This is a genomic window from Leclercia sp. 29361 (genome assembly GCF_011290365.1).
In the GTDB taxonomy this organism is placed as follows: Bacteria; Pseudomonadota; Gammaproteobacteria; order Enterobacterales; family Enterobacteriaceae; genus Enterobacter; species Enterobacter tamurae.
This window is the reverse complement of sequence record NZ_CP049786.1, coordinates 2,674,567-2,696,579: the sequence shown is the minus strand read 5'-3', so window position 1 is coordinate 2,696,579 and position 22,013 is coordinate 2,674,567. Positions and strand designations below refer to the sequence as shown.

Sequence of the window (22,013 nt, the reverse complement as noted above, 5' to 3'; positions counted from 1 at the left end):
AGGATATCAATCAGTCATCCGGAGAGTTCACTGTAAAATTAACAATTTGCAAACATTTTTCCGTGAAATGCCAATTCCTGAAGACGCCTCGCAAGGGTATCGTCAGGTGCGAGACGCCTGGCGAAGGCTGTTGTACACTGGGTGTGAAAACAAGTGGTTAAACCAAGGTGGACGCGTGGAATTACTTTCTGAATACGGTTTATTTCTGGCCAAAATAGCAACGGTAGTGATTGCCATTGCGGTGGTCGCAGTTCTGATTGTCAACCTGACGCAGCGTAAACGTCAGCGCGGTGAGTTGCGGATCACCCGGTTAAGCGAGCAGTACACGGAAATGAAGGAAGAGATGTCGGTGGCGCTGCTTGACCCGCATCAACAAAAGCTGTGGCACAAAGCGCAGAAGAAAAAGCTCAAGCTTGACGCGAAAGCGGCAAAGCAGAAAGCAAAGCAGGAGCATCGCGCCGAGGTGTCAAAACCGCGGGTCTATGTGCTGGATTTCAAAGGCAGCATGGATGCGCATGAGGTCTCCTCCCTGCGCGAAGAGATCACCGCCGTGCTGGCTGTGGCCAGAGCTGAAGACCAGGTTGTCCTGCGTCTTGAAAGCCCGGGTGGGGTGGTGCACGGCTACGGGCTGGCCTCCTCGCAGCTGCAACGCCTGCGTGACAAGCAGATCCCACTGACGGTGGCGGTAGATAAAGTTGCCGCCAGCGGTGGTTACATGATGGCCTGCGTGGCCGATAAAATCGTCGCCGCGCCTTTCTCTATTATTGGTTCGATTGGCGTAGTGGCGCAGATCCCCAACTTCAATCGTTTCCTGAAAAACAAAGATATTGACGTTGAGTTGCACACGGCGGGTCAGTACAAGCGCACCCTGACTCTGCTCGGTGAAAACACCGAGGAAGGGCGACAGAAGTTCCGTGAGGATCTTAACGACACGCACCTACTGTTTAAAAGCTTTGTGAAGCAGATGCGTCCAACGCTTGATATCGAGCAGGTGGCCACCGGTGAACACTGGTACGGCACCCAGGCACTGGAAAAAGGGCTGGTGGACCAGGTGGGGACCAGCGACGATCTGCTGTTGGGGCTGATGGAGGGCCGCGAGCTGGTAGGCGTGCGCTATATGCGACGGAAAAAGTTGATGGACCGCTTTACCAATAGCGCCGCAGAGAGTGCGGATCGTCTCCTGCTACGCTGGCTGCAGCGTGGACAAAAACCCCTGCTGTAAACAAAAACGCGAGGCCAGTGCCTCGCGTTTTGCTTTAATCGACCAGGTGATACTTTTCCGATAGCGCATGGGCCAGGTATTTAAACATGTTAAATACCGCCGTGCTGCGTGGGGTAGGTAGCCCCTGCTCATCGAGATAATACTCGCCGCTGAACACCAGCACGCCATTACGCTGTTCCACTCCAGTGGCTTCGATCCCTGCCAGAGTGTCTTCATGTTCACGAATGAGTTTATTTGCTTCGGCAAGTAACGTTGCGCGGTCAATTGGTTGGGTAGTTTGCTGCATTATCCCCTCCTTAAACAGTGATATTAGTCTACGCTGACGCGGTCCCGGGAGCAAATTTTCCCCGTTTTCGGGCATGCTGGGCAAGACGGACAGCGCTGGCGTGATTTGCTTTTGCATGCTAATAAAGTTGCGTAACGGATTTTATCAGGTAGAGTGTGCGCTTTCGTCATTCTGGCAATAGATTTGCTTGACATTCGACCTAAATCTCGTCGTGCAGTCACACCGGAGCGAGAAAAAGCCCGTAATCTCAACCACCTGGCTGAGGTCGTTTTTGGCGACTGGTCCGAATGGGGGTTGATATCCACTGATGACGTCGTTATATAGATGACTCGTCGCCAGTGGAAGGTGAACTCACGCGACGTATTCCTGGAAGAAACAAATTAGGTAAAGGTGAATATGGGTAAAGCTCTCGTTATCGTTGAGTCCCCGGCAAAAGCCAAAACGATCAATAAGTATCTGGGTAGCGACTACGTGGTTAAGTCCAGCGTCGGTCATATCCGCGATCTGCCGACCAGTGGCTCAGCCAAGAAGAGCGCCGACTCTACCTCCACCAAAGGGGCCAAAAAGCCTAAAAAGGATGAACGTAGCGCGCTCGTAAATCGCATGGGGGTTAACCCGTGGGATAACTGGCAGGCACAGTACGAGGTGCTGCCGGGTAAAGAGAAAGTCGTCTCCGAGCTGAAACAGCTGGCGGAAAAAGCCGACCACATCTATCTCGCAACCGACCTTGACCGCGAAGGGGAGGCCATTGCATGGCACCTGCGGGAAGTGATCGGGGGAGATGACACCCGCTACAGCCGCGTGGTGTTTAACGAAATTACTAAAAACGCGATCCGTCAGGCTTTTGAAAAGCCGGGTGAGCTGAATATCGATCGCGTTAACGCTCAGCAGGCGCGCCGCTTTATGGACCGCGTCGTGGGTTACATGGTCTCTCCACTGCTGTGGAAAAAGATTGCCCGTGGCCTGTCAGCGGGCCGCGTACAGTCTGTTGCCGTGCGGCTGGTGGTTGAGCGTGAACGCGAAATCAAAGCGTTTGTGCCAGAAGAGTTCTGGGAAATTGACGCCAGCGTGACCACGCCAGGCGGCGATACGCTGCCGCTGGAAGTCTCGCACCAGAACGATAAGCCGTTCCGCCCTGAAAACCGTGAGCAGACGATGGCTGCGGTTGCGGTGCTGGAAAAGGCCCGCTATCAGGTGCTGGATCGTGAAGACAAACCGACCAGCAGCAAGCCGGGCGCGCCGTTTATCACCTCCACGCTGCAGCAGGCGGCAAGTACCCGTCTGGGTTACGGCGTGAAGAAAACCATGATGATGGCTCAGCGTCTGTATGAAGCCGGTCACATTACCTATATGCGTACTGACTCCACCAACCTGAGCCAGGACGCAGTGAACATGGTGCGTGATTACATTGGCGATAACTTCGGTAAGAAGTATCTTCCGGAGAGCGCCAACCAGTACAACAGCAAAGAGAATTCACAGGAAGCGCACGAAGCGATTCGTCCTTCTGACGTTGCTGTGGTGGCGGAATCCCTCAAGGATATGGAAGCCGATGCGCAGAAGCTGTATCAGCTGATCTGGCGCCAGTTTGTTGCCTGTCAGATGACGCCAGCGCAATACGACTCCACCACCCTGACCGTCGGTGCGGGTGATTTCCGCCTGAAAGCGCGTGGCCGTATTCTGCGTTTCGATGGCTGGACCAAAGTGATGCCTGCGCTGCGTAAGGGTGATGAAGACAAAACCCTGCCAGCGGTCAACGCCGGGGATGAACTCTCTCTGGTTGAACTGACGCCAGCCCAGCACTTCACCAAGCCACCGGCTCGCTTCAGCGAAGCTTCGCTGGTGAAAGAGCTGGAAAAACGCGGCATCGGTCGCCCGTCCACCTATGCGTCGATCATTTCGACCATCCAGGATCGCGGCTATGTGCGTACGGAAAACCGCCGTTTCTATGCAGAGAAAATGGGTGAAATCGTAACCGATCGTCTGGAAGCTAACTTCCGCGAGCTGATGAATTACGACTTTACCGCGCAGATGGAAAACAGCCTGGACCAGGTGGCGAACCACGAAGCCGAGTGGAAGAAAGTGCTCGACAGCTTCTTCGGCGACTTCACCAACCAGCTGGAAAAAGCGGAAAAAGACCCTGAAGAGGGTGGCATGCAGCCGAACCAGATGGTGCTGACCAGCATCGACTGCCCGACCTGCGGCCGCAAGATGGGGATCCGTACCGCCACTACCGGCGTGTTCCTCGGCTGCTCAGGCTATGCTTTATCACCGAAAGAGCGCTGCAAAACCACCATCAACCTGGTGCCGGAAAACGAAGTGCTGAACGTGCTGGAAGGCGATGATGCGGAAACCAACGCATTACGCGCCAAGCGCCGCTGTAATAAGTGCGGCACAGCGATGGACAGCTACCTGATCGATCCGAAGCGTAAGCTGCACGTCTGTGGTAACAACCCGACCTGCGACGGTTACGAGATCGAAGAGGGCGAGTTCCGCATTAAGGGCTATGACGGCCCGATCGTGGAGTGTGAGAAATGTGGTTCTGAAATGCACCTGAAGATGGGGCGTTTTGGCAAGTACATGGCCTGTACCAACGACGACTGCAAAAACACGCGTAAGATCCTGCGTAACGGTGAAGTGGCACCGCCGAAGGAAGATCCGGTTCCCTTGCCGGAGCTGCCGTGCGAGAAGTCTGATGCCTACTTCGTCCTGCGTGACGGTGCGGCGGGCGTCTTCCTGGCGGCTAACACCTTCCCGAAATCACGTGAAACGCGTGCGCCGTTAGTGGAAGAGCTGTTCCGCTTCCGCGATCGCCTCGCAGAGAAGCTGCGCTATCTGGCCGATGCGCCACAGCAGGATCCTGAAGGCAACAAAACGGTTGTACGTTTTAGCCGTAAAACCAAGCAGCAGTATGTTGCTGCTGAAAAGGACGGTAAAGCCACCGGCTGGTCAGCATTTTATGTTGACGGCAAATGGGTTGAAGGCAAGAAATAAGCCTTAATTACCGTAACTTACCTGTAAAAGGGCCGGACATCCGGCCCTTTTTTATTGCCTGTTTATTATTTTTTGTTACGGGCTATACAGCAATGATATAAATGATATAGTGGTTATAGTTAATCCTTTTCTTATTATCAAATCGTCTTAAGCGATTGCCCGTGTGCGCTCAATCGGATGGTCCCGCATGAAACTACAGCAGCTTCGCTATATCGTTGAGGTGGTCAACCACAACCTTAATGTCTCCTCGACCGCAGAAGGTCTTTATACCTCCCAACCCGGTATCAGTAAGCAGGTCCGTATGCTTGAAGATGAGCTGGGGATCCAGATTTTCGCCCGCAGTGGTAAACATCTTACCCAGGTGACACCGGCGGGGCAGGAGATTATCCGTATCGCCCGCGAGGTGCTGTCGAAGGTCGATGCCATCAAATCCGTGGCAGGCGAGCATACCTGGCCTGACAAAGGCTCCCTGTATATCGCCACCACCCACACTCAGGCACGTTACGCCTTGCCGGGCGTGATTAAAGGTTTTATCGAGCGCTACCCTCGCGTGTCGTTGCATATGCATCAGGGCTCACCGACGCAGATTGCTGAGGCGGTCTCCAAAGGCAATGCGGATTTTGCTATTGCCACCGAAGCGTTGCATCTTTACGACGATCTGGTCATGCTGCCTTGCTATCACTGGAACCGCTCGATTGTAGTGACGCCGGAACACCCGCTGGCGGCCAAAACGTCGGTGTCGATCGAAGAGCTCGCTCAGTATCCGCTGGTGACCTATACCTTTGGCTTTACCGGCCGTTCAGAACTGGACACCGCTTTTAATCGTGCTGGGCTGACGCCACGGATCGTCTTTACCGCCACCGATGCCGACGTGATTAAAACCTATGTACGGCTGGGGCTGGGGGTAGGGGTAATTGCCAGTATGGCAGTCGATCCGGTAGCCGATCCCGATCTGGTGCGCCTGGATACCCAGGGGGTGTTCGGCCATAGCACCACCAAAATCGGTTTCCGTCGTAGCACTTTCCTGCGTAGCTATATGTATGATTTTATTCAGCGTTTCGCCCCACATTTAACCCGCGATGTGGTGGATACGGCAGTGGCGCTGCGTTCTAATGAAGACATCGAAGCGATGTTTAAAGATATTAAGCTGCCAGAAAAATAATACCCTGCGGTATCTTTCCTGCGGGAAGGATACCGTTATCCCTGCGTTTACCCGAATTAAAACCCCGCCTCACGCTTGCCATTCCTCAGAATAACCATAGAGTTTTAGCGCTTTCTGTACCTGTCCGTAACAAAAAGACAACCAAAATAGAAAATAAATAGCCGCTACGCAAATTCCTCGTTTCATTTATATATTTCCGCTCAAAAGATTAGATATTTCACGGTATACGATTGGTAAATTCGCTGGATTTTCAACTAAAGTTTCTTTAGGATTTATCTCAACCATGATTACTTATACCAATTGTTTGGTATCTAAATGATAAGCGATATCGATTGTATGAGGTTAGCAATGCCGTCAGGACGTCAGGATCCGCAACGGAACCCAGGACTTAAGCGTAAGGCCTGGCTGGCGGTGTTTCTCGGCTCCACGCTGTTTTGGGTGGTGGTGGCGTTACTGGTCTGGAAATTTTGGGGTTAACTATGACGGTACAGGGGCGCAGTGAAGCAGTGAAACCTATGTGTCAGCAACGTGACACTCGCCGCAAAGTCCGTAAAGAAGTTAAAGGGCAAGTGCCTGCTTCCTGGACACTGTCTCCGCAACAGCAAGCCTTCATTGATTCGTTCGCAGAAGACGATACCAAAAAACAATAATTCTGCCGCTCAGGCGTAGTGCATTAATAATCCAGTGCACTTTTGTACTCTTAAATAAATACACTTCAGCAATACCGAACTGAGCCAGACTCAGCCGTAAACAAATAAATAAAGACGGGTGTCACAATGATGAATAATATATCCGGAGTTAAATACTGGTCGTGGATCGCTGCGTTCTCCCTGTCGATTCTCTTCTGGTACCAGCTCATCTCCCTCACCTTACACTGAAAAATAAAGCCTCGCTAAAGCGGGGCTTTTTGTTTTTACCCTCTCCTGTAGTCTTAAATTTGTCCATTTGAGTTGTTATCAAATCGTTACGGTGACGATGTGTTATCTTTAATTACGGCCCTGATAAAGGTCAGGGTATCGCAATCCCGGTAATTAAGGAGGAGCTTATGTCGTTAACCTTACGCGAAGCCAGTAAGGACACATTGCAGGCCGAGAACAAAACCTATCACTACTACAGCCTGCCGCTGGCCGCCAGGGAGCTTGGGGACATCGCGCGTTTACCCAAGTCGCTTAAAGTGTTACTGGAAAACCTTCTGCGCTGGCAGGATGGGGACTCTGTCACCAGCGAGGATATCCACGCCCTCGCCGGGTGGCTGCAAAATGCCCATGCCGACCGGGAAATTGCCTATCGTCCGGCCAGGGTCCTGATGCAGGACTTCACTGGCGTCCCGGCGGTAGTCGATCTGGCGGCGATGCGCGAAGCGGTTAAACGCCTCGGCGGCGATACCGCCAAAGTGAACCCGCTTTCTCCTGTGGACCTCGTTATTGACCACTCTGTAACCGTGGACCACTTTGGCGACGATGAGGCCTTTGAAGAGAACGTGCGTCTGGAGATGGAGCGTAACCACGAGCGCTATGTGTTTCTGAAGTGGGGCCAGCAGGCCTTCAGCCGCTTTAGCGTTGTCCCGCCCGGCACCGGCATCTGCCATCAGGTCAATCTCGAATACCTTGGCAAAGCGGTGTGGAGCGAACTGCAGGATAAAGAGTGGGTGGCCTACCCGGATACCCTGGTCGGTACTGACTCGCACACCACCATGATCAACGGCCTTGGCGTGTTGGGCTGGGGGGTAGGGGGCATCGAAGCTGAGGCCGCCATGCTCGGCCAGCCGGTCTCGATGCTGATCCCTGACGTGGTCGGCTTTAAGCTGACCGGCAAACTGAGTGAAGGCATCACCGCAACCGATCTGGTGCTCACCGTGACTCAGATGCTGCGTAAGCATGGGGTGGTGGGCAAATTCGTTGAATTCTACGGTGACGGGCTCGATACGTTGCCGCTGGCTGACCGGGCCACCATCGCCAACATGGCGCCGGAATATGGCGCAACCTGTGGCTTCTTCCCGATTGATGGCGTAACGCTGGAGTATATGCGCCTCAGCGGGCGCAGCAGCGAGCAGGTCGCGCTGGTCGAGGCCTATGCCAAAGCGCAAGGAATGTGGCGTAACCCGGGTGATGAACCCGTGTTCACCAGCACGCTGGCGCTGGATATGGGCGAAGTGGAAGCCAGTCTTGCCGGGCCGAAACGTCCTCAGGATCGGGTGGCGCTGGCAGATGTGCCGAAGGCCTTTGCCGCCAGCACCGAGCTGGAGGTTAACACCGCCCACAAGGATAGCCGTCCCATTGATTATGTTATGAACGGCCATCAGTACCAGCTTCCGGATGGCGCGGTGGTGATCGCGGCCATTACCTCCTGTACCAACACCTCTAACCCCAGCGTGTTGATGGCGGCCGGGCTGCTGGCAAAAAAAGCCGTTACTCTTGGGCTGAAACGCCAGCCGTGGGTAAAAGCCTCGCTGGCACCGGGGTCCAAGGTGGTCTCCGATTATCTGGCCCAGGCCCGGCTGACACCGTACCTGGATGAGCTGGGCTTTAACCTGGTCGGCTACGGGTGTACCACCTGTATCGGGAACTCCGGGCCGCTACCGGAGCCTATCGAGACGGCCATCAAGCAGGGCGATATGACGGTAGGGGCGGTGCTCTCTGGCAACCGTAACTTCGAAGGCCGTATCCATCCGCTGATTAAAACCAACTGGCTGGCGTCGCCGCCACTGGTGGTAGCCTATGCCCTGGCTGGCAACATGAATATAAACCTCGCGACCGAGCCGTTGGGGCACGATCGCAAAGGAGATCCGGTTTATCTGAAGGATATCTGGCCGTCAGCACAGGAGATCGCCCTTGCGGTAGAAAAAGTCTCCACCGACATGTTCCGCAAAGAGTATGCCGAAGTGTTCGAAGGCACGCCGGAGTGGAAAACGATTGAGGTGGCGCGCTCAGACACCTACAGCTGGCAGGATGATTCGACCTATATCCGTCTGTCGCCTTTCTTCGACGAGATGCTGGCCGAACCAAAACCGCTGGAAGATATTCACGGCGCGCGGGTGTTAGCCATCCTTGGCGACTCGGTGACCACCGACCACATCTCCCCGGCGGGCAGCATTAAAGCCGATAGCCCGGCTGGACGATATCTGCAGAGTCGTGGCGTGGAGCGACGTGACTTCAACTCCTACGGTTCGCGTCGCGGCAACCATGAGGTGATGATGCGCGGTACCTTCGCTAATATCCGCATTCGCAACGAGATGGTGCCAGGGGTCGAAGGTGGGATGACCCGCCATCTGCCGGGCACGGAAGTGATCTCGATTTACGATGCTGCCATGAAGTATCAGCAGGAAGGCACGCCGCTGGCGGTCATTGCCGGGAAAGAGTACGGCTCCGGATCCAGTCGCGACTGGGCTGCAAAAGGACCTCGACTGCTGGGCGTGCGCGTGGTGATCGCTGAGTCGTTTGAGCGTATCCACCGTTCAAACCTGATTGGGATGGGGATTTTACCCCTGGAGTTCCCGCAGGGGACATCACGTAAAACGCTGGGGCTGACCGGGGAGGAGCGTATTGATATTGCGGATCTGCAAAGTCTGACGCCGGGTGCCACGGTATCGGTCAAACTGACGCGGGCGGACGGGCAAACCGAGATGGTGGAGTGTCGCTGCCGTATTGATACCGCGACAGAGCTGACCTACTACCAGAACGACGGCATCCTGCACTATGTGATTCGTAATATGTTGAATTAACGTGCTGTGACCAGCCCGGCATGCCTTGCGCTGCCGGGCTGTTATTTTTTATTCGCTAAGGAGATGCCCAAGCTTCGCCGCTTTGGTATCCAGATAGTGTTCGTTGTTCGGGTTGCGGCCCACGATCAGCGGCACGCGCTCAACGATGTTGATGCCAGCTTCGGTCAGGATCTCGACCTTACGCGGGTTGTTGGTCAGAAGACGCACTTCGTCCACGCCCAGCAGCTTGAACATATCGGCGCAGAGGGTGAAATCGCGCTCATCGGCAGCAAAGCCTAACTGATGGTTCGCTTCCACGGTATCGTACCCTTGATCCTGCAGGGCATAGGCGCGGATTTTATTCAGCAGGCCGATATTACGACCCTCCTGACGGTGATACAGCAGGATGCCACGGCCTTCTTCCGCAATGTGCGACAGGGCGGCTTCCAGTTGAAAACCACAATCGCAGCGCAGGCTAAACAGGGCGTCACCCGTCAAACACTCGGAATGGACGCGAGCAAGCACTGGCGTCTGCCCGGAGGTATCCCCGAACACTAACGCAACGTGATCCTGCCCGGTTGCCAGTTCTTCAAAACCCACCATCAGGAAATCGCCCCATGGGGTTGGCAGATTGGCTTCTGCCACACGTTTAAGCTGCATGTGATTCTCCAGAAAATGCTGACACGCCTTGTGTCTGTTGCCTGTTTGGCTGTCGGTATTGTCATATTTTGCCACAAGCTGCGCGGGTTCACCTAATCACCGCCAGCTTAACGAACGTTAAACGCACAATCCGACATTTTTACGCGGTTGTAATTTTTCGGTTATGATTGTGAGGCTTATCGAAAAAAGGAGACGACATGCTTTCTATTGCCCGCCGCACGGCAGTTGGTGCAGGGATATTACTCATTATGCCTGCGACGGTATGGATATCAGGCTGGCAGTGGCAGCCTGGCGCGGATAGCGGGTGGCTAAAGGCGCTGTACTGGATCACAGAGACGGTCACCCAACCCTGGGGCATTATTACGCATGCGCTGTTGTGCGGATGGTTTCTATGGTGCCTGCGTTTTCGCCTGCGGGCCGCCATTATGCTCTTTGCCATTCTCGCCGGCGTGATCCTGATCGGCCAGGGACTCAAATCCTGGGTGAAAGATCAGGTTCAGGAGCCGCGTCCGTTTGTCGTCTGGCTGGAAAAAACTCACCATGTCCCGGTCAACGACTTCTACAATTTAAAGCGTAAAGAACGCGGCGAGCTGGTGAAAGAACAGCTTACTGAACAACAGGCTGTTCCGACATTCTTACGTAAGCACTGGCAAAAAGAGACAGGATTTGCCTTCCCGTCAGGCCACACAATGTTCGCCGCGAGCTGGGCCTTGTTGGGGGTAGGATTGCTGTGGCCGCGTCGACGCACGTTCACTATCGCCATTCTGCTGGTGTGGGCGACGGGTGTCATGGGGAGCCGCCTGCTGCTCGGCATGCACTGGCCGCGGGATCTGGTGGTGGCCACCCTGATGTCGTGGCTGCTGATCACCTGTGCGACCTGGCTTGCTCAGCGCGTCTGTGGTCCACTCACGCCGCCAGTAGAAGAGAAGCGGGAAATAGCCGACAGGGACCAGGAAAGCTGACAGCGGTTGAAATTCTCATATTTAGCCGCAGATCTCACCGTGGCGCGATGCTTTTTCCGTTTCGCGCCCGTCCTTAAAATGGTAGTTTATAAGGCTGGCTACGCGATGTTGAACACTCTTTATTCGCTCAAACCACATAACGGGAAGTAATGTGAAATATTTACTCATTTTCTTACTGGTATTGGCGATTTTCGTCATTTCCGTCACATTGGGTGCGCAAAACGATCAACAGGTAACCTTTAATTATCTGCTGGCGCAAGGCGAATATCGGATTTCCAGCCTGCTGGCGGTACTCTTTGCGGCCGGGTTTGCGATCGGCTGGCTTATTTGCGGCCTGTTCTGGCTGAAAGTTCGGGTTTCACTTGCCCGTGCTGAACGTAAAATTAAACGTCTTGAATACCAGATTGCGCCCACGACCGACGTTCCGGTGAGTTCAGGTGTGCCGGTAGCGAAGGAATAATCAAAGATGCTGGAGTTGTTGTTTCTGCTTTTGCCTGTAGCCGCAGCCTATGGCTGGTATATGGGCCGCAGAAGTGCGCAACAAACAAAACAGGATGAAGCTAACCGCCTGTCACGCGACTACGTTGCCGGGGTTAACTTCCTTCTGAGCAACCAACAGGACAAAGCGGTCGACCTGTTCCTCGAGATGTTGAAAGAGGATACCGGCACCGTTGAGGCCCATCTTACTCTCGGCAATCTGTTCCGTTCCCGCGGTGAAGTTGACCGCGCCATTCGCATTCACCAGACCTTAATGGAAAGCGCCTCATTAACCTATGAGCAGCGTCTGCTGGCCGTACAACAGCTGGGTCGCGACTATATGGCGGCCGGGTTGTACGATCGCGCCGAAGAGATGTTTAACCAGCTGGTGGACGAAACCGATTTTCGCATCAGCGCCCTGCAACAACTCCTGCAGATTTACCAGGCCACCAGCGAGTGGCAGAAGGCGATCGACGTTGCGGAACGTCTGGTGAAGCTGGGTAAAGACAAACAGCGCGTCGAAATTGCCCATTTCTATTGCGAACTGGCTCTCCAGCAGATGGGCAATGAAGACATGGATAAAGCCATGGCGCTGCTCAGGAAAGGCGCTGCCGCCGATCGTAGCAGCGCGCGCGTCTCCATCATGATGGGGCGCGTGTACATGGCGAAAGGCGATTATCAGAAAGCGGTAGAAAGCTTGCTACGGGTCATCGAGCAGGATAAAGAGTTGGTCAGCGAAACTCTGGAGATGCTGCAAACCTGCTATCAGCAACTGGGTATGGCCGAAGAGTGGGTTGCTTTCCTGCGCCGCTGCGTGGAAGAGAACACCGGGGCGTATGCGGAGCTGATGCTGGCGGATGTCGTCCAGGAGCATGAAGGCAGTGACACGGCGCAGGTCTACATCACGCGTCAGCTGCAGCGTCATCCCACCATGCGCGTCTTCCACAAGCTGATGGATTATCACCTGCACGATGCAGAAGAGGGGCGTGCTAAAGAGAGTCTGATGGTGCTGCGTGACATGGTCGGCGAGCAGATCCGCAGTAAGCCGCGCTACCGCTGCCAGAAGTGCGGTTTTACCGCCTATACGCTGTACTGGCACTGTCCGTCCTGCCGCGCCTGGTCCACCATCAAGCCGATTCGCGGCCTCGATGGGCAGTAATTTTTAAAAAAATCTCATTTTAGTTACAACATACTCTAAGTCTGGCATCCAGGCTGGTCGGTGCGCGCTGCGGTCTGGCAGGAATGGAAATGGAACCTGTTAATTTCAGCGAGGCACAGGTAGAATGCACGCCGTTTATCATTCCCGCGCCGATGCGGCGCCCATCGACGAGAAGGTCCGGTCATGACGTCTGTAGCTCCCTCTTCTTCCCGCGCAGGTACTGAATCTCCTGTTGTTGTCGCTCTGGATTACAACAATCGCGATAACGCGCTTGCGTTCGTTGATCTTATTGACCCGCGCGACTGCCGCCTGAAAATCGGCAAAGAGATGTTCACGCTCTTTGGCCCGCAAATCGTGCGTGACATGCAGCAGCGCGGCTTTGATATCTTTCTGGATCTAAAATTCCACGATATTCCTAACACTACGGCCCATGCGGTAACCGCGGCGGCCGAGCTGGGCGTCTGGATGGTGAACGTCCATGCTTCAGGTGGGGCACGGATGATGACAGCCGCCCGGGTAGCCTTGCTGCCGTTTGGCAAAGACGCCCCCTTGCTGATTGCCGTCACCGTGCTGACCAGCATGGAAGCCAGCGACCTGCTGGATCTCGGCGTGACCCTGTCACCGGCTGAGCATGCCGAGCGCCTGGCGCGGCTGACCCATTCCTGCGGGCTGGACGGTGTGGTGTGCTCTGCTCAGGAAGCGGTGCGCTTCAAAAGTGCTATCGGTCAGGACTTTAAGCTGGTCACGCCAGGCATTCGTCCTCAGGGCAGCGATGCCGGCGATCAGCGCCGCATTATGACCCCGGAGCAGGCGCTGGCAGCGGGCGTAGACTATATGGTTATTGGTCGTCCGGTGACCCAGTCTGCGGATCCGGCTCAGACCCTGAAAGCCATCAACGCATCGCTTCACAAGGGGGTTTAATGCGCGATACCAACAGCCGCCTGGTCTATTCAACCGACACCGGGCGCATCGATGAACCGAAGGTGGAAGCTGAGCGCCCGAAAGGCGACGGCATTGTGCGCATTCAACGTCAGACCAGCGGACGCAAAGGGAAGGGCGTTTGCCTGGTGAGCGGCATTGATGCCGACGATGCCACCCTGACAGCCATTGCCGCCGAGTTGAAGAAAAAGTGCGGCTGCGGCGGATCGGTTAAAGATGGCGTGATTGAGATCCAGGGCGATAAGCGGGATCTGATTAAATCCCTGCTGGAAGCAAAAGGGATGAAAGTGAAATTAGCGGGCGGTTAATGCTTAGCAGAAACAAATAAGCCACGGTCGAGACCGTGGCTTATTGTTTTTATTTTGAGATAGCGCCAGAAACAACAGGGCGGTATCAAATGACTGCGGTGGTAATCTGTAAGTTATTTAACCTGGTGACCGATGATACCACCCACTGCAGCACCACCCAGGGTACCCAGCGTGCTACCGTCTGTTAAGACGGAACCACCGATTGCGCCTGCACCCGCACCAATCGCGGTATTACGATCTTGTCTGCTCATGCCGGAGCATGCGCTTAGTGATAACGCCAGCGTGACAGCCAGCATAGCAGCGGATAATTTTTTGCTGTTAATAGACATAACTCATTCTCCTGAAATAGTGATCCACGGAAATAGCTCTGCTTAAATAAGTGTAAAACTCTTAAGCCAGTTTTCCATGAAACTTGATTGCGCAGGCGTTACAAAATCACGCAGGTGATAGTTACTTCCTGTTATATCGCTAACAATAATTTTACGTCTTTATCACTGATCCGACAGGTAAATAGTCTTAAAGGCTGCGTCAGAATAATCTCAGAGCGAAAGGGCAGAAAAAACGCCCGACGAGGCGGGCGTAGAGGAGAGTCAGGCCGGTTTTTTGACGATATCGACGATCAGGCCTTCTTGCTGTAGCTTCTCGCTGTGGGTCGCTTTGATGCCCTCGTCAGTGATCACCCGATTGAAGCGGGAGACAGGGCCCATCGTGTAGGGATGCACTGCGCCAAACTTGGTGCTGTCGGTCAGCACAATGGCCTCAGCGCCTTTCTCAAGTACCGCGTTAACCACGTCAGAACGCATCATGTCCCGCCCGGTAAAACCAGTCTCCGGCTGCCAGCCATCAATACCGATAAAAGCCTTGCTGAAATGCACCTGCTGAACATACTGACGCGTCAGTGGGCCAACCATGCTTTCGCTTTTTTTCTGATAGATACCGCCCAACAAAATGACTTCGCTGCGCGTCTCTTTCAGGAGATGAGCAATGTAGCTGCTCACCGTCACGATGGTCACGTCCTCTTTCTGTTCAGCCAGCGTTCGCGCCAGCAGGGCATTACAACTGCCATTTTCGATAAACACCGTTTCGCCATTGTTGACCAGAGAAGCGGCAAACTCTGCCAGTTCACGTTTCAGGGCGTAGTTGTTCATCATGCGCGTTTCGACATCTTCGCTGTCCAGCGGCACGGCATAGCCATGTGCGCGGCGCAGATAACTCATCTTTTCCAGAAGATTGAGGTCCTGGCGGATGGTGACTTCTGATACGCCGGTGCTTTTAGCCAGATCAACGACGCTCATGCGACCCGTGTCGATCACCATCTGTAATATTATTTGTTGTCGGGAATTCATAGCATCCATATTAAAACGGCAGAGCCGTTAGTTGAAAACTGACATTACCATGTGGGCTGCTGCGACCCTTAAACTTCCCACGGCGATTTAGGCTGTGCTGCATCGCCGTTTTTCTGCGTGCCCGCCTGAGTCAGTAATTCTGATTTTAATATCTCGAGATTACGCAGAGCAGAGTTCACATCACCTGCAACCAGAATATCCAGCACAGTATCAATACGTTGGGCAACTTTCAGTGCATCGATATCAGACATAATCTCATCCCTAAATGAAAAGTGAATAAATTCAATGATGCAGAAATTGAAGGCAAAAGAGAAGGGAAAAAGTGTGCTAACGAAAGCACATTAATGGTAGTGATATTTTCGTACTTCTTTATACAGAGGACTTTAGTAGTGGATTAGTCTAATTCTGCGCGCAAGGCGCTTTTTTCTATGAGGAATTAGACTATGACAATTATCAATCAGGCTACCTGTAAACTGTTTACTGATTCTGTACGATTCACCCAACTCGCCGGTTACTACGAGGAGGAAAGACGCACCCTGTGGATGATGCTGCGAGCTCAGCCGCGCCCTTGCTTCAATCATGCCCTGATTGAGGAGATCATGAACCTGTCGTGGCTGGTCAGGCAGTCCGGGTTTGAGGTTGATTTTTGGGTAACCGGATCGCTGGTGCCAGATATCTACAACACCGGCGGGGATTTACGCTTCTTTGTTGAGTGCATAGAGAATGGTCGTCGCGAAGCGCTTCGGGCGTATGCTCGCGCCTGTGTGGACTGCGTCCATGCGGCGTCGCGGGGCTTTGATACCGGGGCGATCACCCTGTCGATGGTGGAGGGTAGTGCGCTTGGCGGCGGATTTGAGGCCGCGCTGGCGCACCACTTCCTACTGGCTCAGCGGGATGCGCGCTTAGGCTTTCCGGAGATCGCTTTTAATCTTTTCCCTGGCATGGGTGGCTACTCGCTGGTGGCGCGCCGTTCAGGCATGAAACTGGCAGAGGAGCTAATCTATAAAGGGGAGTCACACACGGCGGAGTGGTATGAGCAGCAGGGGCTGGTGGACGTGCTGTTCGAACCCGGTCAAGGCTACGTGGCGACACGGACCTTCATCGACACCTTACAACCTAAAATGAATGGCGTCAGAGCCATGCTGCGCGCCCGTCAACGGGTATTACAGTTGCCGCGCAGTGAGCTGATGGACATCACGGAAGATTGGGTGGACGCTGCATTCTGCCTGCAGCCGAAGGACGTGGCCTATATGCAGCGGCTGGTTCAGCTTCAGGATCGCCACACTGCATCAGGCCTGCGTAAAGCCAGCTAACGCGCGTTGCGTGCCTGGTAACGTTTAAACCATCGCTCGAATGCGACAGCGGGCATGGGCTTAGCAAACAGAAAACCCTGTCGTTCGTTGACGCCATTCTTCGTCAGAAAGGCGTCTTCTTTCGCACTCTCCACCCCTTCGGCAATGACCTGTAAATTCAGCGCCTGGGCAACGGCAACAATCGCGCGCACCAGCGATTGCGACACCGACTGCTTATGAATATCGCGGACAAAGGCCTGATCGAGCTTAATGGCATCGATGGGGAAGCGGGCCAGCTGTGATAGTGACGAATACCCGGTGCCGAAATCGTCGAGATGGATCTGTGCCCCCAGCTTGCTGAACTGCTGAATAACCGACAGCGCCAGCTCCTCGTTCTCAATCAGGCAGCTTTCCGTCAGCTCCACGTCAACCGGGCAGTACTCAAAGTCGAGATCCTTTAACGCCTGTTTCAAATCGCTAAAGATGGTTTGATCCGCCAACTGACGGGCAGAGACGTTGACCGCTACCCGCAGGTTGATGCCTTTATCACGCCATTTGGCGATCTGGCGCACCACGTCGAGCATAACCCAACGGCCCAGCGGTACGATGAGCCCGGACTCTTCCGCATAGGAGATAAACTCCAGCGGCGGGATCAGCCCGCGTTCCGGCGACTGCCAGCGAACCAGCGCTTCGAGGGTTCTGACCTCGCCCCGCCAGGTAATTTTGGGCTGATAGTGGATCACCAGTTGGTCGTTATCCAGCGCCTTGCGCAGGTTCGTGTCCAGCCACAGGTACTCAAAGACGCGCTGATTCATCTCCGGGGAGAAGACGCAGAACGTCCCGCGGCCGTTCTCTTTGGCGGTGTACATGGCGGTGTCGGCATTGCGGATCACGCTTTCACGGTCGGTTCCGTGCTGCGGGGCGAGAGAGATACCCAGCGAGCAGCCGGTATAGACTTCGATTAAACCAATCCGGAAGGGCTGGCGCAGTCGGGTCAGGATCCGCGAGGCCATGGCTTCCAGCGCGCCCTGGGAGGTGCCACTGGCCAGCACGATGAACTCATCCCCGCCAAGACGGGCCAGCACCTGCCCATCTTCCAGACAGCTGAGGATCGCCAGCGCCACGGCCTGTAACAGCTGATCGCCAAACATATGCCCGTAGGCGTCATTCACCTTTTTGAAATTATCGAGGTCAAGATAGACCACACCCACCTGGGTATCGCCGCGCGTGTCGATCGCTTCGGTGATCATATCGTGGATGGCATTGCGGTTTGGCAGGCCGGTGATGGTATCGGTATTGGCCAGGACCCGGAGTCGCTCCTGGGCGCGGCGCTCTTCGGTGATGTCCGTCCCGGAACAGATAAGGAAGATTTCGTTTTTACCGCTGCCGCTGTGCACGAATTTATTCCGAAACAGAAACAGGCGTTGCCCTTTGCGGGTTTTGATCCAGCGCTCCACTTCATAGGAGCTACCGTCGCGAAAAAAACCGCTGATATTGCGGCGGGAGGCGGCGGCTTCGCTGCGGCTCATAAACAGCTTGAAAACGTTCTGGCCGATGACCTCCTGCTCCTTCATCCCGGTGTACTCTTCGCTCAGGCGGTTAAAGCGCTGAATATTGCCGAGCCGGTCGAGGATGACAATCACCGAGTTGGCTTCGGAAACCACCTGTTCGGCAAAGGATAAACCCTGCGCCAGATCGCGGGCAACGGAGGGGGTATCATGCCAGGCGGAGGCGGTGCCAGCCCACTCTTTCTTGGTGATTTTACGGCCCACCAGATGCACCGGCACCTCGGTTCCGTACAGGGAGAGCGTCATGGTAATGCTGGAGGTGATCACCGTCATCTGGCGAATATGACTGGCCTGCTCATCGGAGAGCGCGACAACTTGCGTCGTATCGGCACTTTCACTGGCCGCAAGATGCAGAGCATTGCTGTCCGCCGTCAGTCGCCACCAGGGACTGTGGGTGCCCATGTAACGAAACAGCAAATTTTGCTCCAGATCGTCAATCATGCTCTCTCCCAGGCACACTTAATTGCACACATTGTGCATTTTCAGTCGGTTTAATCGCGTTAAAACGGCGGTGACCCCGAGCTAAACTTATTGTTTTTCCCAGTATTCTTAATAGTAGAACGAGAATAGCGAAAAAGGATACAGGCGAATGAATATTCTACAAATGCACCATAGCGTGAACCCGCCCGTCGCTAATAATTGTGATCGCTTTTTGTAATTTGTGGGAGGAAAAGGTCAGTAAAAATAGTGAGAATGGGTTTTAGTGGTAATAAAAAAGTCGGATCACCCGGGGTGGGTGAATCCGACTTTTTAGCAGACAATAATCAGACGGCTGGGCGGGCGATGACGCTGCGTGTTTCCATACGCACTTCAGCGATAGTGACGTCAATGACCTCGGTCACTTTAAAGGCCACTTCACCTTTGATCTGAACGGTGCCGTTCTCCTGGCTGCAGACCAGTTCATCACGCACGGCGTGCAGGAACGGAGCCGGAATGAAGGCCACAGCGCCGTTATCCACCAGACGAACGCGCATGCCGCCGCGGCTAATATCGATGATCTCGGCCGCAAAACGGGTATCAGTCCCGGCTTTGTCTTTCAGGAAGCGGGCATACAGCCAGTCACCGACATCGCGCTCCGCCATGCGGTTAAGGCGACGACGCTCCGCCATCTGCACGGTGGTTTCGTCCTGTGGACGGGCGATGGTGTCACCTTTAACGATCGCTTTCAGCAGGCGGTGGTTAACCATATCGCCATACTTACGGATCGGGGAGGTCCAGGTTGCATAGGCTTCCAGACCGAGGCCAAAGTGCGGGCCCGGTTCGGTGCTGATCTCAGCGAAAGACTGGAAACGGCGAATGCGGCTGTCGAGGAAGCCGGACGGCTGTGCATCCAGCTCACGACGCAGCTTGCAGAAGCCGTTCAGAGTCAGGACTTCCTGCGGATCAACGTGTACGTCGTGGGTCTTCAGCAGGGCAGCCAGCGTTTCGCTATTTGCCGGGTCAAAGCCGGTGTGCACGTTATAGATGCCGAAACCGAGTTTATCGCGCAGCACACGAGCGGCACAGATGTTCGCCGCAATCATTGACTCTTCAACAATGCGGTTAGCAATGCGACGCGGTTCAGCAACGATATCCAGCACTTCGCCTTTTTCACCGAGAATAAAGCGGTAGTCAGGGCGATCCTTGAACACCAGCGCATGGGTCTTACGCCACTCGCTGCGGCTCAGGCAGACGCGCTGCAACAGACGGATCTGTTCGGCAATGGCGTCACTGGCAGGCTGCCAGCTACCGCTGTTTTCCAGCCAGTCAGACACCTCGTCGTACACCAGTTTGGCTTTCGACTCGATGGTGGCGGCAAAGAACTCAATGTTCTCTTCGATGGTGCCATCGGCAGCAATGGTCATGCGGCAGGCGAGGACCGGACGCACTTCATTGGCGCGCAGGGAGCACAAGTCATCAGAGAGTTCGCGCGGCAGCATCGGGATGTTGAAGCCCGGCAGGTAGTTGGTAAAGGCGCGGATTTTGGCAGACTCATCCAGCGGGGTGCCTTCAGCAATCCAGGCCGTTGGATCGGCAATCGCCACGGTTAACAGCAGTTTGCCGTCAGCCTGCTCTTCCACATACAGCGCATCGTCCATATCTTCGGTGCTGGCGCTGTCGATGGTCACAAAATTGAGGGCGGTGAGATCGCGACGTTCCAGACCTTCGTCCAGCATCTCTGTCGCCGCGCCTTCTGGCGCTTCTTTTTCCAGATTATGGCGTGCCAGGGTGACCCACCATGGCACGAAGTGGTCGTCGCCAAAGGTAATAAACTGGGTCAGTTCGGCATAAAAACCGCGGTCGCCCTTCAGAGGGTGACGGCGCATCTCAGCTACCGCCCAGTCACCTTCTTTAAAATCATGCTCGACGCCGCGCTCGGCGCGGCAAGGGATGGCGTCTTTCAGCAGGGGATGGTCCGGGATGATGGACAGACGGTCATCTTTACGCTGCACCTTACCCACAAAGCGGGTCAGGAAGGGTTCAATCAGCTCTTCAGGCTCGGCGGATTCACGATCCTTTTGGCTATGGATCACGGCAGTAATACGATCGCCGTGCATCACTTTCTTCATCTGCGGAGGCGGAATGAAGTAACTTTTCTGTGCATCGACTTCAAGGAAGCCAAAGCCTTTTTCCGTGGCTTTTACCACCCCTTCAGCACGTGGCGTCTGGGAATGCAGTTGCTGTTTAAGCTGCGCTAGCAGCGGGTTGTCCTGGAGCATAGTGATCTATTTTCGTAGCCATTGAGCGGCTGACAGTTTTACGCGAATCTCACTGCTACAGCAAGCGCTCTTTAGGTAATTAGTATGGTTATTCGCCTCTGCCGATGGCGATTTTAAGCCGGTTCAACCAGCCGCAAAAAGCGCTCCAGGTCAGCAGGTTGATAGCCTGCGCCGGAGGGAGCCCCTCGTCTGTCAGCGGGGTAAATTGCGCAGCGCTGAACCGATCCGGGGAGCGCGCCAGCTGTTCCACGGCGCGTCTCACCGCCTCATCTGAAGCACCCGCTGGCTGGGCGGCATCGAGCCCGCTGACCAGGATTTCACCGGTGTAATCGAGGATCGCCGGTTCATGGCACAGCACCGGGGTGAGCTGCTGCAATAGCGGCTCGGCCTGCCAGCGTTCAAGGGAGGCCAGCTGTTGTGCATTGGCATTTCGTTGCTCAACGCCCGGGACGACTGGCTCCCAGGTATCCATGTTCAGCGCACTATCGTCAATCAGGGCGTGCGGCGGGATATGGTGCCCGGGCAGCCAGCGGACAGGATGGCCGAGCAGGGCCTGGAACACCGCCACCACCCGGGCCTGAAAGCCGACAAAGCCGATGATCTGGTTGATGGTCACAATGTCATACACCGTCAGGCCCACCTCATCGAGCTCCTGCTGCGCTTTGGTGTCGATCACGTCGGGTGAGCTGGCAAGCTGGCGGGCGTACTGGGTGATCTGGGCGAGACGGCGATTGCTTTCACGGGAGGAGTCGGGGCCGGGGAGCGGGGCGAGTAGCGCGGCGTAGTGATTACAGAGCCGCTGTACGCCACACACCTGGGCTACCGTCAGGGCGGTGCTGAATCGGTCATACGCGCTGAGCGTGCGCAGGCGATTGACCGGCACGGCGCGCGGGAAAAAGAGGTCGCACAGCGCCCGGGCCGGGGTCAACCAGCGTTCACAGGCCGCCAGCAGCGATGCCGGTATCGTGAGGTTCAGCAAAAAACGATCCGCGACCTGTGCGGCTTCGGGAACCAAAGGCAGGACTTCCGTCGGGCTGCTACTGGACTGGGTTTCGTGATACCAGTGGCCTTTGCCAGAAATACGGCGTTGTTCCATGTGCGTTCCTTGATCTCATAATGGCGATCAATATCCTGGCGTAAGGCGGATAAGCGGAAAAATATTGTTAGGTGATAACAAATAGCGGAACGGAATAACGAGGGGAAAAGCGGGGCGTAACAACAGGAAAACCTTCCCGCCGCAGC

Annotated in this window: 20 protein-coding genes; 12 read left to right on the top strand and 8 right to left on the bottom strand. The window is 55.0% G+C overall.

The window, feature by feature from the left end:
* Window positions 1-175: 175 nt before the first annotated feature.
* Window positions 176-1,222 carry a protease SohB gene (sohB, locus tag G7090_RS12820; protein WP_166182682.1) on the top strand — a complete coding sequence of 349 codons (1,047 nt, stop codon included), beginning with the start codon at window positions 176-178 and terminating at the stop codon, window positions 1,220-1,222.
* 34 nt (window positions 1,223-1,256) lie between these two features.
* Here the strand turns inward: sohB and G7090_RS12815 are convergent, their stop codons facing one another.
* A complete protein-coding gene (locus G7090_RS12815) occupies window positions 1,257-1,508 on the bottom strand; it encodes a YciN family protein (protein ID WP_106993154.1) in 252 nt (83 codons plus the stop codon).
* A gap of 396 nt (window positions 1,509-1,904) precedes the next feature.
* On the opposite strand from G7090_RS12815, the gene topA reads away from it, so the two are divergent.
* From topA to acnA, 5 genes are all read left to right on the top strand, one after another.
* The gene (topA, locus tag G7090_RS12810; RefSeq protein ID WP_106993153.1) at window positions 1,905-4,499 is read left to right on the top strand and encodes a type I DNA topoisomerase; all 2,595 of its coding nucleotides are present in this window, start codon (window positions 1,905-1,907) and stop codon (window positions 4,497-4,499) included.
* A gap of 187 nt (window positions 4,500-4,686) precedes the next feature.
* Window positions 4,687-5,661 (top strand): HTH-type transcriptional regulator CysB, encoded by a 975-nt coding sequence (gene cysB, locus G7090_RS12805; protein WP_032611190.1) that lies wholly within the window; start codon window positions 4,687-4,689, stop codon window positions 5,659-5,661.
* A 336-nt stretch (window positions 5,662-5,997) separates the two neighbouring features.
* Window positions 5,998-6,138, top strand: coding sequence for a YmiA family putative membrane protein (locus tag G7090_RS12800; RefSeq protein ID WP_225758618.1), 141 nt, complete (start codon window positions 5,998-6,000; stop codon window positions 6,136-6,138).
* 299 nt (window positions 6,139-6,437) lie between these two features.
* Complete coding sequence (gene ymiC / locus G7090_RS23785; protein WP_225758619.1) at window positions 6,438-6,539, top strand: small membrane protein YmiC; 102 nt, start codon at window positions 6,438-6,440, stop codon at window positions 6,537-6,539.
* A 167-nt stretch (window positions 6,540-6,706) separates the two neighbouring features.
* The gene (gene acnA / locus G7090_RS12795) at window positions 6,707-9,382 is read left to right on the top strand and encodes an aconitate hydratase AcnA (RefSeq protein ID WP_166182680.1); all 2,676 of its coding nucleotides are present in this window, start codon (window positions 6,707-6,709) and stop codon (window positions 9,380-9,382) included.
* 48 nt (window positions 9,383-9,430) lie between these two features.
* Here acnA and ribA read toward each other — a convergent pair whose 3' ends face one another.
* Window positions 9,431-10,021, bottom strand: a complete 591-nt coding sequence (ribA, locus tag G7090_RS12790; protein ID WP_106993149.1) for a GTP cyclohydrolase II — start codon at window positions 10,019-10,021, stop codon at window positions 9,431-9,433.
* A gap of 197 nt (window positions 10,022-10,218) precedes the next feature.
* On the opposite strand from ribA, the gene pgpB reads away from it, so the two are divergent.
* From pgpB to yciH, 5 genes are all read left to right on the top strand, one after another.
* Window positions 10,219-10,983, top strand: a complete 765-nt coding sequence (gene pgpB, locus G7090_RS12785; protein WP_166182679.1) for a phosphatidylglycerophosphatase B — start codon at window positions 10,219-10,221, stop codon at window positions 10,981-10,983.
* Between the two features lie 151 nt (window positions 10,984-11,134).
* Window positions 11,135-11,443 (top strand): LapA family protein, encoded by a 309-nt coding sequence (locus tag G7090_RS12780; protein WP_106993147.1) that lies wholly within the window; start codon window positions 11,135-11,137, stop codon window positions 11,441-11,443.
* Window positions 11,444-11,449: 6 nt separating this feature from the next.
* Window positions 11,450-12,619 carry a lipopolysaccharide assembly protein LapB gene (lapB, locus tag G7090_RS12775; RefSeq protein ID WP_106993146.1) on the top strand — a complete coding sequence of 390 codons (1,170 nt, stop codon included), beginning with the start codon at window positions 11,450-11,452 and terminating at the stop codon, window positions 12,617-12,619.
* A gap of 183 nt (window positions 12,620-12,802) precedes the next feature.
* Complete coding sequence (gene pyrF / locus G7090_RS12770; RefSeq protein WP_166182678.1) at window positions 12,803-13,540, top strand: orotidine-5'-phosphate decarboxylase; 738 nt, start codon at window positions 12,803-12,805, stop codon at window positions 13,538-13,540.
* Complete coding sequence (gene yciH / locus G7090_RS12765; RefSeq protein WP_166182677.1) at window positions 13,540-13,866, top strand: stress response translation initiation inhibitor YciH; 327 nt, start codon at window positions 13,540-13,542, stop codon at window positions 13,864-13,866. Before pyrF ends, yciH begins: the two co-directional genes overlap by 1 nt.
* 113 nt (window positions 13,867-13,979) lie before the next feature.
* Here the strand turns inward: yciH and osmB are convergent, their stop codons facing one another.
* From osmB to G7090_RS12745, 3 genes are all read right to left on the bottom strand, one after another.
* Entirely contained in the window at window positions 13,980-14,195 is a 216-nt protein-coding gene (gene osmB, locus G7090_RS12760) for an osmotically-inducible lipoprotein OsmB (RefSeq protein ID WP_106993143.1), read from the bottom strand.
* A gap of 261 nt (window positions 14,196-14,456) precedes the next feature.
* Window positions 14,457-15,212: a DNA-binding transcriptional regulator YciT gene (locus G7090_RS12750; RefSeq protein WP_166182676.1), complete on the bottom strand. Its 756-nt coding sequence runs from the start codon at window positions 15,210-15,212 to the stop codon at window positions 14,457-14,459.
* 68 nt (window positions 15,213-15,280) lie between these two features.
* Entirely contained in the window at window positions 15,281-15,463 is a 183-nt protein-coding gene (locus G7090_RS12745; protein WP_166182675.1) for a hypothetical protein, read from the bottom strand.
* 192 nt (window positions 15,464-15,655) lie between these two features.
* Between G7090_RS12745 and G7090_RS12740 the strand changes: the two genes are divergently transcribed.
* Window positions 15,656-16,525 (top strand): crotonase/enoyl-CoA hydratase family protein, encoded by an 870-nt coding sequence (locus G7090_RS12740; RefSeq protein ID WP_106993140.1) that lies wholly within the window; start codon window positions 15,656-15,658, stop codon window positions 16,523-16,525.
* Here G7090_RS12740 and pdeR read toward each other — a convergent pair.
* The 3 genes from pdeR to G7090_RS12725 form a co-directional block, all read right to left on the bottom strand.
* On the bottom strand, window positions 16,522-18,513 hold the full coding sequence (pdeR, locus tag G7090_RS12735; protein ID WP_166182674.1) for a cyclic di-GMP phosphodiesterase: 1,992 nt from the start codon (window positions 18,511-18,513) through the stop codon (window positions 16,522-16,524). The two genes, G7090_RS12740 and pdeR, sit on opposite strands and share 4 nt — an antisense overlap.
* A gap of 323 nt (window positions 18,514-18,836) precedes the next feature.
* A complete protein-coding gene (locus G7090_RS12730; protein WP_106993138.1) occupies window positions 18,837-20,771 on the bottom strand; it encodes an exoribonuclease II in 1,935 nt (644 codons plus the stop codon).
* Window positions 20,772-20,859: 88 nt separating this feature from the next.
* Entirely contained in the window at window positions 20,860-21,867 is a 1,008-nt protein-coding gene (locus tag G7090_RS12725; RefSeq protein ID WP_166182673.1) for a CMD domain-containing protein, read from the bottom strand.
* Window positions 21,868-22,013 lie beyond the last annotated feature (146 nt).

Bases quoted from the DNA above. Each gene is read 5' to 3' on its own strand.
- G7090_RS12815 (WP_106993154.1), bottom strand. From the start codon at position 1,508: ATGCAGCAAACTACCCAACCAATTGACCGCGCAACGTTACTTGCCGAA.
- topA (WP_106993153.1), top strand. From the start codon at position 1,905: ATGGGTAAAGCTCTCGTTATCGTTGAGTCCCCGGCAAAAGCCAAAACG.
- cysB (WP_032611190.1), top strand. From the start codon at position 4,687: ATGAAACTACAGCAGCTTCGCTATATCGTTGAGGTGGTCAACCACAAC.
- G7090_RS12800 (WP_225758618.1), top strand. From the start codon at position 5,998: ATGAGGTTAGCAATGCCGTCAGGACGTCAGGATCCGCAACGGAACCCA.
- ymiC (WP_225758619.1), top strand. From the start codon at position 6,438: ATGATGAATAATATATCCGGAGTTAAATACTGGTCGTGGATCGCTGCG.
- acnA (WP_166182680.1), top strand. From the start codon at position 6,707: ATGTCGTTAACCTTACGCGAAGCCAGTAAGGACACATTGCAGGCCGAG.
- ribA (WP_106993149.1), bottom strand. From the start codon at position 10,021: ATGCAGCTTAAACGTGTGGCAGAAGCCAATCTGCCAACCCCATGGGGC.
- pgpB (WP_166182679.1), top strand. From the start codon at position 10,219: ATGCTTTCTATTGCCCGCCGCACGGCAGTTGGTGCAGGGATATTACTC.
- lapB (WP_106993146.1), top strand. From the start codon at position 11,450: ATGCTGGAGTTGTTGTTTCTGCTTTTGCCTGTAGCCGCAGCCTATGGC.
- pyrF (WP_166182678.1), top strand. From the start codon at position 12,803: ATGACGTCTGTAGCTCCCTCTTCTTCCCGCGCAGGTACTGAATCTCCT.
- yciH (WP_166182677.1), top strand. From the start codon at position 13,540: ATGCGCGATACCAACAGCCGCCTGGTCTATTCAACCGACACCGGGCGC.
- osmB (WP_106993143.1), bottom strand. From the start codon at position 14,195: ATGTCTATTAACAGCAAAAAATTATCCGCTGCTATGCTGGCTGTCACG.
- G7090_RS12750 (WP_166182676.1), bottom strand. From the start codon at position 15,212: ATGAATTCCCGACAACAAATAATATTACAGATGGTGATCGACACGGGT.
- G7090_RS12745 (WP_166182675.1), bottom strand. From the start codon at position 15,463: ATGTCTGATATCGATGCACTGAAAGTTGCCCAACGTATTGATACTGTG.
- G7090_RS12740 (WP_106993140.1), top strand. From the start codon at position 15,656: ATGACAATTATCAATCAGGCTACCTGTAAACTGTTTACTGATTCTGTA.
- pdeR (WP_166182674.1), bottom strand. From the start codon at position 18,513: ATGATTGACGATCTGGAGCAAAATTTGCTGTTTCGTTACATGGGCACC.
- G7090_RS12730 (WP_106993138.1), bottom strand. From the start codon at position 20,771: ATGCTCCAGGACAACCCGCTGCTAGCGCAGCTTAAACAGCAACTGCAT.
- G7090_RS12725 (WP_166182673.1), bottom strand. From the start codon at position 21,867: ATGGAACAACGCCGTATTTCTGGCAAAGGCCACTGGTATCACGAAACC.